General features: G+C 75.4%; 14 protein-coding genes. 1 reads left to right on the top strand and 13 read right to left on the bottom strand.

The features are described 5' to 3' along the window. Window positions 1–9: 9 nt before the first annotated feature. The 13 genes from hpf to ACI796_RS09280 all read right to left on the bottom strand — a co-directional run bounded on the left by hpf (window position 10) and on the right by ACI796_RS09280 (window position 14,018). On the bottom strand, window positions 10–696 hold the full coding sequence (gene hpf / locus ACI796_RS09340) for a ribosome hibernation-promoting factor, HPF/YfiA family (protein ID WP_456940951.1): 687 nt from the start codon (window positions 694–696) through the stop codon (window positions 10–12). A 67-nt stretch (window positions 697–763) separates the two neighbouring features. Continuing rightward, window positions 764–1,531 (bottom strand): ComF family protein, encoded by a 768-nt coding sequence (locus tag ACI796_RS09335; RefSeq protein WP_456940950.1) that lies wholly within the window; start codon window positions 1,529–1,531, stop codon window positions 764–766. Between the two features lie 172 nt (window positions 1,532–1,703). Next, entirely contained in the window at window positions 1,704–3,413 is a 1,710-nt protein-coding gene (locus ACI796_RS09330; RefSeq protein WP_456940949.1) for an LpqB family beta-propeller domain-containing protein, read from the bottom strand. Continuing rightward, on the bottom strand, window positions 3,410–5,143 hold the full coding sequence (gene mtrB / locus ACI796_RS09325) for an MtrAB system histidine kinase MtrB (RefSeq protein ID WP_456940948.1): 1,734 nt from the start codon (window positions 5,141–5,143) through the stop codon (window positions 3,410–3,412). Before mtrB ends, ACI796_RS09330 begins: the two co-directional genes overlap by 4 nt. 4 nt (window positions 5,144–5,147) lie before the next feature. Next, entirely contained in the window at window positions 5,148–5,855 is a 708-nt protein-coding gene (mtrA, locus tag ACI796_RS09320; RefSeq protein WP_456940947.1) for an MtrAB system response regulator MtrA, read from the bottom strand. 176 nt (window positions 5,856–6,031) lie between these two features. Next, entirely contained in the window at window positions 6,032–7,519 is a 1,488-nt protein-coding gene (gene ahcY, locus ACI796_RS09315; protein WP_456940946.1) for an adenosylhomocysteinase, read from the bottom strand. Between the two features lie 126 nt (window positions 7,520–7,645). Then, on the bottom strand, window positions 7,646–8,512 hold the full coding sequence (locus ACI796_RS09310) for a GmrSD restriction endonuclease domain-containing protein (protein WP_456940945.1): 867 nt from the start codon (window positions 8,510–8,512) through the stop codon (window positions 7,646–7,648). A 52-nt stretch (window positions 8,513–8,564) separates the two neighbouring features. Further along, complete coding sequence (manA, locus tag ACI796_RS09305) at window positions 8,565–9,740, bottom strand: mannose-6-phosphate isomerase, class I (RefSeq protein WP_456941007.1); 1,176 nt, start codon at window positions 9,738–9,740, stop codon at window positions 8,565–8,567. A 79-nt stretch (window positions 9,741–9,819) separates the two neighbouring features. Further along, the gene (locus ACI796_RS09300; RefSeq protein WP_456940944.1) at window positions 9,820–10,764 is read right to left on the bottom strand and encodes a DUF808 domain-containing protein; all 945 of its coding nucleotides are present in this window, start codon (window positions 10,762–10,764) and stop codon (window positions 9,820–9,822) included. A 96-nt stretch (window positions 10,765–10,860) separates the two neighbouring features. Then, window positions 10,861–12,003 carry an SIS domain-containing protein gene (locus tag ACI796_RS09295; RefSeq protein WP_456940943.1) on the bottom strand — a complete coding sequence of 381 codons (1,143 nt, stop codon included), beginning with the start codon at window positions 12,001–12,003 and terminating at the stop codon, window positions 10,861–10,863. Then, a complete protein-coding gene (locus ACI796_RS09290; RefSeq protein ID WP_456940942.1) occupies window positions 12,000–12,218 on the bottom strand; it encodes a Trm112 family protein in 219 nt (72 codons plus the stop codon). The genes ACI796_RS09295 and ACI796_RS09290 overlap by 4 nt, the downstream gene beginning before the upstream one ends. Next, entirely contained in the window at window positions 12,215–13,576 is a 1,362-nt protein-coding gene (locus tag ACI796_RS09285; RefSeq protein ID WP_456940941.1) for a phosphomannomutase/phosphoglucomutase, read from the bottom strand. The genes ACI796_RS09290 and ACI796_RS09285 overlap by 4 nt, the downstream gene beginning before the upstream one ends. Window positions 13,577–13,667: 91 nt before the next feature. Beyond that, complete coding sequence (locus ACI796_RS09280) at window positions 13,668–14,018, bottom strand: DUF3499 domain-containing protein (protein WP_089402638.1); 351 nt, start codon at window positions 14,016–14,018, stop codon at window positions 13,668–13,670. A gap of 176 nt (window positions 14,019–14,194) precedes the next feature. Here ACI796_RS09280 and ACI796_RS09275 point away from each other — a divergent pair, with 176 nt between their 5' ends. Next, a complete protein-coding gene (locus ACI796_RS09275) occupies window positions 14,195–14,674 on the top strand; it encodes a metallopeptidase family protein (RefSeq protein WP_456940940.1) in 480 nt (159 codons plus the stop codon). Window positions 14,675–14,703: the final 29 nt, after the last annotated feature.

Here is a 14,703-nt window from a genome sequence, read left to right as displayed (position 1 = left end):
CCGGAACGGTCAGCGCGGGACGGCGGCGGGCTCGGCCGGTGCCGCGACGTGTGCGGATGCGTTGCCCAGCGGCGGCTCCACCAGCCGGATCAGGCCGTAGTCGAAGGCGTGCCGCCGGTAGACGACGGTCGGCTGGCCGGTGTCGGCGCACTGGAAGAGGAAGAAGTCGTGGCCCACGAGCTCCATCTCGTGCAGGGCCTGGTCGACGGTCATGGGCACGGCCGGGTGGTGCTTCTCCCGCACGATCCGGCCGGGCAGGTGCTCGTCGAGGTCTGTGACGAGGGGCTCCCCGGCGAACTGCTGCTCCACGTCGGGGATGCCGAGCGCCGGGGTCTCCAGCGGCGCGGCGGTGGTGCCGGCGACCCGCACGCTGGGCGGGGTGCGCCGGCCGTGGTGCACGCGGCGGCGGTCGTTCGCCCGCCGCAGCCGGTTGTCGAGCTTGCCGCAGCACAGGTCGAGGGCGGCGTAGAAGTCCGGCGCGGCAGCCTCCGCGCGGACCACGGGTCCCTTGCCGCGCAGGGTGATCTCCACGCGCTGGCAGTTGGAGGACTGGCGGGGGTTCTTCTCGTGGAACAGCTCGACGTCGATGCGCGAGAGCTTGCCGTCGAACCGTTCGAGCTGACCGACCTTGTCCTCCACGTGCTGCCGATAGTGTTCGGGCACTTCGACGTTGCGGCCACGGACCACGATCTCCATCAGACCTCCCGGTCATCGGGTGTGATCGATGCAACGCTAGTCGCTGTCACGTGGCCCGGACAGTCGATCAGCCGGGTCTCCGGCGCCCCCTCTCGGAGCCGTCCGGGAAGGGCCCAGGTGACGCCCCGCGGACCGGCCGGGGACCGGGGCGGGGCGTCGCGGCGACGACGGCGGCCAGCACCGGCGTGTCGCCGTCCGGGCGTGTCGCGGCCAGCGCGGCGGCCGCCTCGGTGAGCGTGGCGCCGCTGGTCACGACGTCGTCGACCACCACGAGGACCGCCCCGGGCGGGACCCGCGCCGGGCGGACGGCGAAGGTGCCGGCGAGGTTGACCCGCCGCTGCGCCACCGACAGCCCCGCCGAGTCCCGCACCCGCCCGGCCCGGGTCAGCACCCGCCCGCAGCCGGCGGGCACCCCCGCGGCGCGCAGGTCGGCGACGGCGGCCGTGGCCAGTTCCCGCACGCAGTCGCGGCCGCGCGCCCGCAGCGCCGCGCGGGTCGGCGGCACCGGGACCAGCAGCACCGGCCGGCCGGGCAGCAGCACCGCGTGCACCCCGACGGCCAGCGCGAGCGCCGCGCCGAGCGGGCCGGCGAGCTCCGCGCGGCCGTGCTCCTTGAACGCGGCGACCGCGGGCCGGACCGGGCCGGTGTAGGCGCCGGCGGCCACGGTGGGCGGCATGCCCGGCGGGAGCCGCCGCGGCGTCGCCTCGCGCGGTGCGCCGAGCAGGGCCGCGCAGCGCCGGCACAGCGCCGGGCCGGGCACCCCGCAGCCGGCACAGGTGCGCGGGAGCACCAGGTCCACGAGGCTGCCGGCGAGCGCCGCGCCGAGACCTCCCACCTCCCCAGCCTGCGGCTCGGCGGTCCCGGTCACCCGGCTCCGGCGGGATCTGTGGAGAGCGGCCCCTCTGTGCGCAGGAGGACCCCGTCCTCACCGCTCGCGAGCTCGCGGCGAGCCTCCGGACGGGGCCTGGCGCGGGCACGCGAGCGGCGGGGGCAGAGGGGTCCTCCGGCTACACCGGGTACAGGGGCTCGGTGCCCGGCACCGGCTCCTGGCCGCGCAGCAGCGTCACCCAGGTGCCGCCGACCAGCAGCCACATCGTCCCGCCGGCGCTGAGCAGCGGCAGCTGGCCGGGCGCGGCCGCCAGCGCCGTCGGCGCGCTGGGCAGGCCGGCGGTGGGCACCGTGGCCAGCCCCCAGCCGTCGACGCCGACGAGGTAGGGCACCACGCCCTCCTCGCCGTCTGCGAGCACCATCAGGCTGCCGGCGGTGCGCCAGCCGACGTCGACCACGGCGGTCAGCGACGGGGCCACCTCCCGCAGGTCGCGCAGCGCGACCTGCCCCTCGTCGGAGCGCACGACCGTGCCCACCAGCAGCACGGCGCCGTCCCCGCGGCTGACCACCACGGCGGCGCGGACGCCGTCGGGCGAGAGCTGCAGCGCCGTCACGCGGCCCTGCCCGGGCAGGGTCGGCGCGTTCACCGGCTGCGGCGCCCCGGAGGCCGGCACCCGGACGACGGTGCTCTCGTCGCGGACCACCCAGAACTCCGCCCGGGTGGCCGCGACCGTCGGCACCGACAGCCGGCTCGCGGTGAGCACCGGCGCCAAGGCCTGGCCGTAGGTGCCCGCCAGCAGCGAGGCGGTGCCCCCGCTGACCGAGACCCCGGCCATCGCCGTCAGGGCGCTGGTGCGCGGGTCGGCGGACACCGCCGCGCCGGTCAGCCCGTAGGCGCCCTCGCCGGCCGGCCCGGGTGCGGGCTGCCCCTCGACGGTCATCAGCCGGCCGGCGTCGAGGTAGTGGCCGGCGGCGTCGGCGGGCACCGAGTCGGGGCTGTAGGAGGCCCAGTCGTCGGTGCGCTGGACGGTGGGGACGCCGTCGATGGCGACCGGCTCGCCGTTGCTGCGCACCTCGACCGAGTTGGTGCCCTCGAGCTGGTCCAGCGTCCACACCAGCTGGGCGGACAGCTGCGCGAGCTGGTTGGGGGCGAGGTCGTCGAGGCCGGCGAGGTCGACGCTGACCGTCGACCCGGACACGGTCACCGCCCGGGTGAGCGTCACGCCGTCCAGCGCGTTGGCCACGCCGGCGGCCAGGGCCGGCGAGGGGCCCTCGACCAGCCGCTGCACCAGCGTCGTCGGCTGGGCCTCCCCGGAGATCAGGTACCGCGGGTCGGGCACCACGCGGGCGCCGGTGGGGTCGACGAAGTAGACGGCGAGGTCGTCGTAGAGGCGCTCGAAGTCGGGCACGAGCATGACCAGGCCGTCCGGCGGGTTGGTGATCCGCCACTCGCCGTCCACCTCGGCCAGCGTGAACTCGCGGGTGAACACCGTGTCGTTCGCGGCCGTGAACACCCCGCGCGGGTCGACGGTGCCGACCAGGTCGCCGGTCATGACGACGGTGCCCGACCCGGTGGTCACCGTCGCGTAGTCCGGGCCCACCAGGGTGATGCCGGCCTCGTCGCTCCAGGTCGCGCCGGCCTCGGGGGTCAGGTGCTCGACGGCGACGGGGTGGCCGTTGACGGAGCTGGCGGCGGCGTCGATGAAGCCGCGGACGATCTCCTCCGGCGGCGCCTCCGTGCGCGGGCCGAGCGGCTCGATGCCGACGTCGCCGGTGGGCCGGGCCTGGGCGTCGGTGATCGCCTGCGGCGCGGAGCCGGTGGGCACGGTCGAGCACCCGGCGAGCAGCCCCACGAGCAGGGCGGCCAGCGCGGCCGGCAGCCGCCTCACCGCCGCTCCCCCGGCCGGCGGACGATCGTCGGCCGCAGCGGCAGCGGCGAGCTGGTGAGGTCGGTGCCGGCGACCAGCGGGACGGTGAGCCGGAACTGCGCGCCCAGACCCGGCTGGCCCCACACCTGCAGCCAGCCGCCGTGCAGCCGGGCGTCCTCGAGGCTGATCGACAGGCCCAGCCCGCTGCCGCCGACGGTGCGCACCCGCGAGGGGTCGGCCCGCCAGAAGCGGTCGAAGACGTGCGCCGCCTCGGTCGAGGACAGCCCGACGCCGTGGTCGCGGACGGTGACCGCCGCCGCCGTCCGGTTCGCCGCCAGCGTCACCTCGATCGGCTGCCCGCTGCCGTGCTCGACGGCGTTGCCGACCAGGTTGCGCAGGATCCGCTCGACCCGCCGCGCGTCGACCTCGGCGATCACCGGGTCGGCCGGGCCGGTCACGCGCAGCTCGCAGCCGTGCCGCTCGGCCAGCGCGGACATGCCGTCGGCCACCCGCCCGACCAGCGCGCCGAGGTCGGTGGGCGCCCAGTCGAGGACGGCGGCGCCGGCGTCGTAGCGGCTGATCTCCAGCAGGTCCGACAGCAGCCGCTCGAAGCGGTCGAGCTCCTCGTGCAGCAGCTCGGCCGACCGCGCCACGTGCGGCGGGAAGTCCCCGCGCGACTCGTGCAGCACGTCGGCGGCCATCTGCACCGTCGTCAGCGGGGTGCGCAGCTCGTGGCTGACGTCGGAGGTGAACCGCTGCTGCAGCTGGGACAGCCCCTCGAGCTGGGTGATCTGCCGCTGCAGGCTGTCGGCCATGGCGTTGAAGCTGGTGGCCAGCCGGGCGAGGTCGTCCTCGCCGCGGACGGTCATCCGCTCCTCGAGCTGCCCCTCGGCCAACCGCTGCGCGGTGCCGGCGGCGCGGCGCACCGGGTCCACGACCAGCCGGGTCACGAGCACGCCGATCCCGGCGACGAAGAGGGTGAGCGCGATGCCGCTGATCGCGACGGTGCTGCGGATCAGCGAGAGCGTCTCCTGCTCCTGGTCGAGCGGGAACGCGTAGTACAGCTCGATCGCCTCGGCGGACGAGACGTCGCCGGGGACGGGCACCCCCACCAGCAGCGTGGGTTGCGGCTCGCCGTTGTCGTCGGGGACGAGGGCGTACTGCGTGTACTGGCCGCCGCCCTGCACGCCGGCACGCAGGTCGTCGGGCAGCGCGGGGTAGACGCCGGGCCGGCTCACCGCGGGCGGCCGCTCGGCGTTGCCGGTCCGGTAGACCATGACGACGTCGAAGTCGCCGGCCGAGCCGCCGCGGGTGAGCAGCCCGTTGACGGTGCGGCCCAGGGTCGCGCGGACGCTGGCGGAGTCGCCGGCGGCGATGCCCACCACCTCGGACCGGGCGTAGACGACGCCGGCCTGCGCCTGGTCGATCGCCGCCTGCTCCTTGACCGACAGCAGCTGGGTCCGGATCTGGCTGAACAGCACCAGGCTGACGATCACCACGACCGTGCCGGCCACGACCATCGTGATCGCGCCGATGCGCACGTGCAGCGACCGCCGCCAGGCGGTGACCGCCCGGCCGGCCAGCCGGCGGGCGCGGATCCGCGCCCGGACCGCCCGCCGGCGCAGCCCGCGCCGCAGCGCGGGCAGGTCGGCCGGCCGCCGCCGGGGCGGGCGGAGCACGGCCGGGCGCGCCGGCGCCGGGGCCTCGGCGTCGTCCGCCGGCGCGGCCGGCGCCCGCTCGGTGGTGCTCACGGGATCACGGGGGGCCGGCCTTGTAGCCGACGCCGCGGACGGTCAGGACGATCTCCGGCTTCTCCGGGTCGCGCTCGATCTTGGCGCGCAGCCGCTGCACGTGGACGTTGACCAGCCGGGTGTCGGCGGCGTGCCGGTAGCCCCACACCTGCTCGAGCAGCAGCTCGCGGGTGAACACCTGGCGCGGCTTGCGGGCCAGGGCGACCAGCAGGTCGAACTCCAGCGGGGTCAGCGGGATCGGCGCGCCGTCCCGGGTGACCTGGTGGGCGGGGACGTCGATGTGCACGTCGCCGATGGACAGCGTCTCGGCCTGGCCGGTCTCGCCGCGGCGCAGCTGGGCGCGCACCCGGGCGACGAGCTCGACGGGCTTGAACGGCTTGGTGACGTAGTCGTCGGCGCCGGCCTCGAGCCCCTGGACGACGTCGATGGTGTCGCCCTTGGCGGTGAGCATGACGATCGGGACGGTCGACTGGCTGCGGATGTCCTGGGCGATCTGCAGGCCGTTGCGGCCGGGCAGCATGAGGTCGAGCAGGACGATGTCGGGCCGGGTCTGCTGGAAGACCGACAGCGCCCGGTTGCCGTCGGAGACGAAGGCGGGGTCGTAGCCCTCGCGCCGCAGGACGATGCCGAGCATCTCGGCGAGGGCGGCGTCGTCGTCGACGACCAGGACACGGCCGCGACTGGGCCCGGTGTTCGCTGCGGTCGGAGGCACGTGACCATTCTGCGACGTCACGGCCGGATAACGGTGACGCCGGACCGAATCACCGGTCCGGCGCCACCATCCGTCCCACGGATCCCTGCCCGCAGGGCGAGGCGAGGTGCTGGAACGGCCCCCTCGCAGGGGCCCACCGCGAGCGGAGCGAGCGGTGGGGGCGAGGGGGTCCTTCCTCAGTAGCGGTAGTGCTCGCTCTTGAACGGGCCCTCGACCGGCACGCCGATGTAGTCGGCCTGCACCTTGGTGAGCTCGGTGAGCTTCACGCCGAGCGCGTCGAGGTGGAGGCGGGCCACGTGCTCGTCGAGCTTCTTGGGCAGCACGGTGACCCCGGGGGTCCGGCCCTCGTAGGCGGCGCGGTTGCCCCACAGCTCGATCTGGGCGAGCACCTGGTTGGAGAACGAGGCGCTCATGACGAAGCTGGGGTGCCCGGTGGCGTTGCCCAGGTTCAGCAGCCGGCCCTCGGAGAGCACGATGATCGTGTGGCCGTCGGCGAACCGCCACTCGTCGACCTGCGGCTTGATCTGCGTCCGCTCGATGCCCGGGGTGCGGGCGAGGCCGGCCATGTCGATCTCGTTGTCGAAGTGGCCGATGTTGCCGACGATCGCCTGGTGCTTGGTCTGCCCGAGCTGCTCGGCGGTGATGATGTCGCGGTTGCCGGTGGCGGTGATGATGATGTCGGCCTTGCCGATGACCTCGTCGAGCGTGGTCACCTCGTAGCCGTGCATCGCCGCCTGCAGGGCGTTGATCGGGTCGATCTCGGTGACGATGACCCGGGCGCCCTGGCCGCGCAGCGACTCCGCGCAGCCCTTGCCGACGTCGCCGTAGCCGCAGACCACGGCCACCTTGCCGCCGATCATGACGTCGGTGGCGCGGTTGATGCCGTCGATGAGGGAGTGCCGGCAGCCGTAGAGGTTGTCGAACTTGCTCTTGGTGACCGAGTCGTTGACGTTGATCGCCGGGAACAGCAGCCGGCCGTCGCGGGCCAGCTCGTACAGCCGCATGACGCCGGTGGTGGTCTCCTCGGTGACCCCCTTGATGCCCTGGCCGATGCGGGTCCAGTAGCCAGCGTCGGTGGCCAGGCTCTCGCGCAGCGCGGCGAGGATGACGCCGTACTCCTCGGAGTCGGCCTCCGTGGTGTCGGGGACGGCGCCCTCGGCCTCGAAGCGGGTGCCGAGGTGCACCAGCAGGGTGGCGTCGCCGCCGTCGTCGAGGAGCATGTTCGGGCCGACGACGGCGCCGCTCTCGTCGCGGAACTCGAACAGCCGCTGGGTGCACCACCAGTAGTCCTCGAGCGTCTCGCCCTTCCAGGCGAAGACCGGGACGCCGGCGGGCTGCTCGGCGGTGCCCTCGGGGCCGACGACGATCGCGGCGGCGGCGTGGTCCTGGGTGGAGAAGATGTTGCAGGAGACCCAGCGGACGTCGGCGCCGAGCGCGACGAGGGTCTCGATGAGGACGGCGGTCTGCACGGTCATGTGCAGGGAGCCGGCGATGCGGGCGCCGGCCAGCGGCTGCTCGTCGCCGTACTCGGCGCGCAGCGCCATGAGGCCGGGCATCTCGTGCTCGGCGAGCTGGATCTCCTTGCGGCCGAACGGCGCCAGGGAGAGGTCGGCGACCTTGAAGTCGCCGTCGGACAGCGTGCGGGTGCCGGTAGAGGCGGTCATGTCGCTCCAGGGTCGAGGCCCCCACCGGGTGCGGCGGGGACTCGGGGTCGCTGAGGTGAGCGAGCATGCCGAGGCTTCGGCGGGGCTCGTGCCGTCGTCCAGCCTAACGCAGCGGACGCGGCGGGCTCAGCCCTCGCAGCCGACGCCGTCGCCGTCGCCGTCCAGGGACGGGTTCCAGCCCGGGTCGCCCTCGCGGATGGGCGCGGCGCCCGCGGCGCGCACCGCGGCGCAGTCGGGATAGGGCGTGGCCGGCGCCGGCGGCGTGCTCTCCGGCTCCCGGCCCGGGAGCGGCCCGCGCCCGGGCAGCGGCTCGTCCGGGCAGGAGTCCAGCACGCCGGCGACGGCGTCCCGCTCGGCGCGGGTCATCCACAGCCCGTAGGCGACCTTCACCGCGACCTGCCGGGCGACGTACGCGCACCGGTAGGACCGGGCCGGCGGCAGCCAGGTGGCGGCGTCGGAGTCGCCCTTGGCCTGGTTGAGCGGGCCGTCGACGGCGAGCAGGTTGAGCGGGTCGTTGGCGAACTCGGTGCGCCGGGCGGCGTCCCACTGCTGGGCGCCCTTCTGCCAGGCGTCGGACAGCGCCACCACGTGGTCGATCTGCACCGCCTCGCTGGTCCCCTCGCCGCGGCGGAACGCGATGGTGCGGCCGGAGTACGGGTCGGCGAGGGTGCCGCTGACGACGACGCAGTCGCGGGTGCCCGGCTCGAAGCGCTCGCCGGTGAGGTCGCGGGCCAGGACGTCGTTGCGGGTGTCGCAGCCGTCGTGGTCGGTGTCGACCCAGCCGTCGCCGAACCGCTCGCGGGAGTAGCCGGTCTGCGGCGCGCGGCCGCGGACCTCGACGGAGTCCAGCGCCTCGAGGGCGCTGCCGGCGGACGGGACGGCGGGCGGGTCGCCGAGCAGGGCGGTGCACCCGGACCCCAGCGCGGCCGCCAGGGCCAGCGCCAGCGCCGCCCGCAGCGGGGCGGGGCGCAGCCGGGCCGGTCGGACGGGCACGACCGACGCTACGTCCGCGGCCGCGCCGCCGGCGGCCGCGACACGCGCCCCGTCAGCGCAGGTTCGTGGTGGCCCGGTAGAGGACCGCGGGGCCGCGGGCGGTGACCGGGGAGCCGGCCGGCACGAACGCCGACCGGCCCCGGGTCAGCCGGACCTCGCCGTCCGCGGACTCGAGGACCGCCTCCCCCTCGGTGCACAGCAGGACCTGGGGGCCGCGGGTGCTCAGGGAGCCGGCCAGCTCGTCGAGCTGGCAGCGGGTGAGGTCGAAGTCGTCGACCGGCACCGGGTAGCGCAGGCCGCCGGGACCGAGCACCGGGTGCAGCACCGGGACCTTGCCGTCGGAGAAGTCGAGCACCTCGATGAGCGCCGCGAGGTCGACGTGCTTGTTCGTCAGGCCGCCGCGCAGCACGTTGTCCGAGCTGGCCATGACCTCGACGCCGGCTCCGGACAGGTAGGCGTGCAGGTTGCCGGCCGGCAGGAAGACCGCCTCACCGGGGGCGAGCTTGAGGTGGTTGCACATCAGCGAGATGACGACGCCGGAGTCGCCGGGGTACTTCTCGGCCAGGGTCGTGGCCCAGCGGTAGGTGTTGATGAACTCCGGGTCGTGGGCGGCGACGAACTCGGCCGCCTTGTGCGAGACGACGTCCACCAGGTGCGTGCGCCGCTTGCAGGACAGCGCCAGCAGCTGCGGGATCGCCGCCTGCAGCCCGCCGCGGGCCAGCGCCGCGATGGTCGGCTTGAGCTCGGGCAGCTGCAGCTTGGCCAGGCAGTGCAGCGACTCCTCGACCGGCCGGAAGCCGCACAGCGCCTCGAAGGTGGTCAGCGCGAGCAGCAGCTCGGGTTTGTGCCAGGGGTCCTTGAAGGTGCGGGTCGGGTCGTCCTTCGGGATCCCGGCGGCCTCCTCCGCGGCGAAGCCGGCCCGGGCCTGCGCCATGGTCGGGTGGGCCTGCAGCGACAGCGGGCTGTCGGCGGCCAGCACCTTCATGAGGAACGGCAGCCGCGGGCCGAAGCGCTCGTGCACCGCGGGGCCGAGCAGGGCGTCGGGGTGCGCGGCGATCGCCGCGTCCAGCGGCGTGCCGTCCGACAGCAGGCTGGGCTGGTCGGGGTGCCCGCCCATCCAGAGCTCCGCGTACGGCTGCTCGGCCGGGACGGTCTCGCCCAGCAGTTCGGGGATGACGGTGCGGCTCCCCCACGGGTAGTGCCGCACCGCGCTGGTCATCTGCCACATCACCCGGGGAGGCTAGTGCGGCCCGACCCGCCTGTCCGGGCCTCCGGCCCCGCCGTCCTCCCCGGACGGGCGCCGGCGCTCAGTGCCCGGCGGCCGGCTCCTTCTTCCGGTGGAACAGCAGCGTCACGACGGCGACGACCACCGCGCCGACGACCAGGCCGACGAGGGCGCTGGCGAACGTGTTGACCAGCCACCCCACGACCCCGCCCAGGGGGCCGGTGGCCTCGTGCGCCGCCTCCTCCAGGTGGTGCACCGCGCCGTAGACGGCGTGCAGCCCGAGCTCGTCGCTGCCCACCAGCAGGATGTGCCCGCCGACCCACAGCATCGCGGCGGTCCCGACGACGGTGAGCCCGGCGAGCAGCCGCGGCATGCCCTTGACCAGCCCGCGGCCGAACCCGGCCACGCCCTTCTTCTCCGACCGGGACAGCCGCAGACCGGCGTCGTCCATCTTCACGATGAGCGCGACGACGCCGTAGACGAGGACGGTGATCGCCACGCCGACGACGGCGAGGATGGCCAGCCGCGACCAGAAGCCCTCGCTCGCCACCTCGTTCAGCGAGATGACCATGATCTCGGCCGAGAGGATGAGGTCGGTGCGGACGGCGCCGCGTACGAGGGTGTTCTCGTCCGGCGGCTGCCCCTCGGCGTCGCCGTGCGCGGCGGAGTGGCCGCGCAGCCGGTGCCAGATCTTCTCGGTGCCCTCGTAGCAGAGGTAGGCGCCGCCGAGCATGAGGATCGGCGTGAGCAGCCACGGCAGGAACTCGCTGAGCAGCAGGATCGCGGGCAGGATGATCAGCAGCTTGTTGCGCAGCGACCCGATCGCGATGCGCTTGACGATCGGGATCTCGCGCTCGGCGGCGATGCCCTGCACGTACTGCGGTGTCACCGCGGTGTCGTCGACGACGACGCCCGCGGCCTTGACGCCGGCCTTGGCGGCGGCGGCCCCGACGTCGTCCACGGAGGCGGCCGCGGCGCGTGCCAGCAGTGCCACGTCGTCGAACAGGGCTACGAGTCCACCGGCCACGGGAGGTCCTTCCAGTCGGTCAGCAGTCGGGTGCGCTCACGGTCGATCGCGATCCGGTACCCCGGACCGGCCGCCCGGACACCGGACGATCCGGTCTCAGCGCTGCAGCGCCCGCTCCTGGTCCAGGGCCAGCGCGAGGTAGACGGCGGTGAAGTCGGCCACCGCCATCTGCCGCGCCAGGCGGGGCAGCCGGCCGTGGCGCTCGGGCTCGCCGTGCTCGGCCAGCCCGCTGACCGGCACGTTGTTGGCCGCCGCGGTGCGCAGCACCTCGCTCATCGCCTCGTGCGCCGAGCGGGGCTCGCGCTCGCCGGCGCCGTCGTGGTCGGCGGCGTCGGTGTCGCGGATGGTGAGCAGCCGCAGCCGGCGGCCGGTGTCCTCGGCGCGGTCGCGGAAGAAGTCGTCGACGTCGCGCGGCGCCAGCGGCCCGCCGAGCACCGCGCAGGCGGCGACGCGCTGGTCGGGTAGCCGGAACCCGCTGGTCGGCAGGCCGGCGAGGGTGGCCAGCTGGTCGGCGAAGCGGGCGGCCGCGGTGCCGGCCAGGGGCCCCTCGGCGGCGATGACCGGGAACGCGTCGAGCAGCTCGAGGGCGAGGGTCTTGGCCGGGTTGGTGAACGACTCGCGCGCGGGGCCGCACTCGGCGGCGACCTCGTCGAGGGCGGCGGCGATCGCCTCGGGGTCGGCGGCCTCGGGCCGCAGCAGGCCGAGGTCGGTGGCCAGGCGCAGCAGCGGGGTGAGCAGCGACCACAGGGTGGTGTGCCGGACCCGTGAGCGCGGCAGCGGCACGTAGGGCATCCGCGCGGTCGAGCAGGCCGCCCGCAGCGGGGCGTCGTCGGCGCCGATGCCCAGCAGGGTCACCCCGCGCCGGGCCGCCTCGTAGGCCGGGGTCACCGCGTAGCGGCCGGCGCCGGTGCGGGTGGCGACGACGGCGATGTCGGTCGGGCCGGTCCACACGGGCAGGTCCGGGCCGGGGACGACGTCGACGGTGACCGGGCTGGCCGGGCCGAGCAGCGCCCGCAGCACCGACGCCGCCACCGCCCCCTCGCGCCGGGCGACGATCACCAGCCCGCGGGGGCGGCCGCCCTCGGTGACCCGGCCCAGCCCGGCCTCCTCGGTCAGCCGGGCGGTCTCCCGCACCTGCGCCCCGGCGCCGGCCACGGCCGGCAGCAGGCCGCGCGGGTCGCGGGCGCGCAGCACGTCGAGGTCGTCGAGGACCTCCTCGGCCAGCTCGGGCGAGGTCATCGGCCCGCCGTCCCCCCGCCGCGGATCCGTGCCTCGTCGAGCAGCAGCACCGGGATGCCGTCCCGGACGGGGAAGGCCCGGTCGCACGTCGGGCACACCAGCTCGCCGGCCGCCTCGTCGACGGTCAGCGGGCTGTGGTGGGTGTCCGGGCAGGCGAGGACCTCCAGCAGCAGCGGGTCCAGTCCCAGCGGTCCCTGTGTCGTCCCCTGCGTCATGCGCGCACCATCCCCAGCACCCGGTCCCTGAGCTGTTCCATCCGCGCCCGGTCGGGCGCCTCGACGTTGAGCCGCAGCAGCGGCTCGGTGTTGCTGGCCCGCAGGTTGAACCACGAGCCGTCGGGCAGGTCGACGGTCAGCCCGTCGAGCTCGTCGACCGTCGCGCCGTCGGCCTCGAACGCCTCCCGGACCACCTTCGTCCGCTCCGCGGCGTCGGCCACGGTGGAGTTGATCTCGCCGGAGGCGGCGTAGCGGCTGTAGGCGGCGGTCAGCTCCGACAGCGGCCGGCTCTGCTCGCCGAGCGCGGCCAGCACGTGCATCGCCGCGAGCATCCCGGTGTCGGCGCGCCAGAAGTCGCGGAAGTAGTAGTGCGCGGAGTGCTCGCCGCCGAAGACGGCGTCGGTGCGGGCCATCTCGGCCTTGACGAACGAGTGCCCCACCCGCGTCCGCACCGGGGCACCACCGTGCTCGCGGACGATCTCGGGCACCGCCCGCGACGTGATCAGGTTGTGGATGACCGTCGTCCCCCGGCCCTTGGCCAGCTCCCGGACGGCGACCAGCGCGGTGATCGCCGAGGGGCTCACCGGCTCGCCGCGCTCGTCGACGACGAACACCCGGTCGGCGTCGCCGTCGAAGGCCAGGCCGACGTCGGCGCCCTCGCGGCGGACCGCCTCCTGCAGGTCGACCAGGTTGGCCGGCTCCAGCGGGTTGGCCTCGTGGTTCGGGAAGGTGCCGTCGAGCTCGAAGTACAGCGGGACGACGTCGAGCGGCAGGCCGGCCAGCACGACGGGGACGGTGTGCCCGCCCATGCCGTTGCCGGCGTCGACGACAACCTTCAGCGGGCGGCTCCCCGACAGGTCGACCAGTCCGCGCAGGTGGGCGGCGTAGTCGGGCAGCAGGTCCCGACGCCCCACCTCGGCGACGCGGTCGGGCACGCGGTCGTAGGAGTCGCGCTCGGCCCACTCGCGGATCGTGGCCAGCCCGGACTCCTGCCCCACCGGCGCGGCCCCGGCGCGGCAGAGCTTGATGCCGTTGTACTGCGCCGGGTTGTGGCTGGCGGTGAACATCGCGCCGGGCACGTCCAGCGAGCCGGCGGCGAAGTAGAGCAGGTCGGTGGAGCCCAGGCCCGCCTCGAGGACGTCGACGCCGCGGGAGAGGACGCCCTCGGCGAAGGCCCGGGACAGCGGCACCGAGGACGGGCGCATGTCGTGGGCGGTGACGACGGCGGTGGCGCCGCTCTCGGTGGTGACGAACTCCGCGAAGGCAGCGCCGATGCGCCGCGCGACGTCCTCGTCCCACTGGTCGGGGACCACGCCCCGGACGTCGTAGGCCTTGATGATCGCCGACAGGTCCGTCACTGCCCACCCTCGCCTGGACTGGCCGGGCGTGTCCCCCGGTCCGGCCGACCCTATCGGCGGGCGCGGGGACCGGCCGCCGGAGGGCGGCGGTTCAGTCGAGGTCGGGGAGGACGCGCAGGTGGCCGCGACGGGTGCCGCGGCCGTCGTCGGCCGGGGCGCGCGGCGGCTCGGGGCGGGCCGCCTCGCGGACGGCGTCGGCCAGGGCGAGCAGGTCGTCCCCGGTCGGGCCGGAGTCCTCGACGTCGATCTCGTGCCGGACGACCTCCCAGCCGCGCGGCACGGTCAGCCGCTCGGCGTGGAACTCGCAGAGGTCGTAGCTGTGCGGCTCGGAGAACGTGGCCAACGGACCGACGACAGCGGTCGACTCGGCGTAGACGTAGGTCAGTGTCGCCGCCGCCGGTTGCGCGCAGCCGCTGCGACTGCAGCGACGTGACTGCCTCACCACCGGTTCCTCACGCTGGGCACAGTAGCCGCGTACCCGCGGAGTCGGCGACAGGCACACCGGACCGGCGCCCCTCCGTTCCCATCCAACCCGACGTCCCCGCGCGCCCCGTCACCGGGGGCCACGGCGGCGTCCCGCTGCCCCGGTCCCGCGATGCGCCGTACGCTCGCCCCGCCATGAGCCGACCCGTCCGTCCCGACCGCTCCCGGCCCGCCCGGTCCCGCCGCGACCGGCACGGCCGGGGCCTGCGGGGCCGCCTCGTCCCCGACGAGGTCCCCCTCGCCCGCAGCCGCGCCGAGCAGTTCGACGACCTGGTGCTCGACGCGGTCGAGGACCTCGAGCGCCGCTGGGAGCGGGAGCTGGCCGGCGTGGAGTTCGCCGTCGAGGACGTGCCCTGGGTCGACCACACCAGCCCCGACGAGGTGGTGCTCGACCCCGACGTCCTCGACGACGGCACGGTGCCGCTCGCCCGGGTGCTGCCGGCGCACCGCGAGGACGGGCGCGAGGTGCCGGCGCGGATCGTCGTCTACCGGCGGCCGCTGGAGATCCGCGCGCACGACCACGACGACCTCGCCGACCTCGTGCGCGACGTCGTCGTCGACCAGGTGGCGGTGCTGCTCGGCCGCGACCCGGAGGAGATCGACCCCACCGGCTGAGAGGAGGACCCCCTCGCCCCCCACGGCTC

Source organism: Geodermatophilus sp. SYSU D00525, assembly GCF_054050475.1.
The sequence above is the reverse complement of the archived record's forward strand: the minus strand, read 5'-3'. Positions and strand labels throughout refer to the sequence as shown.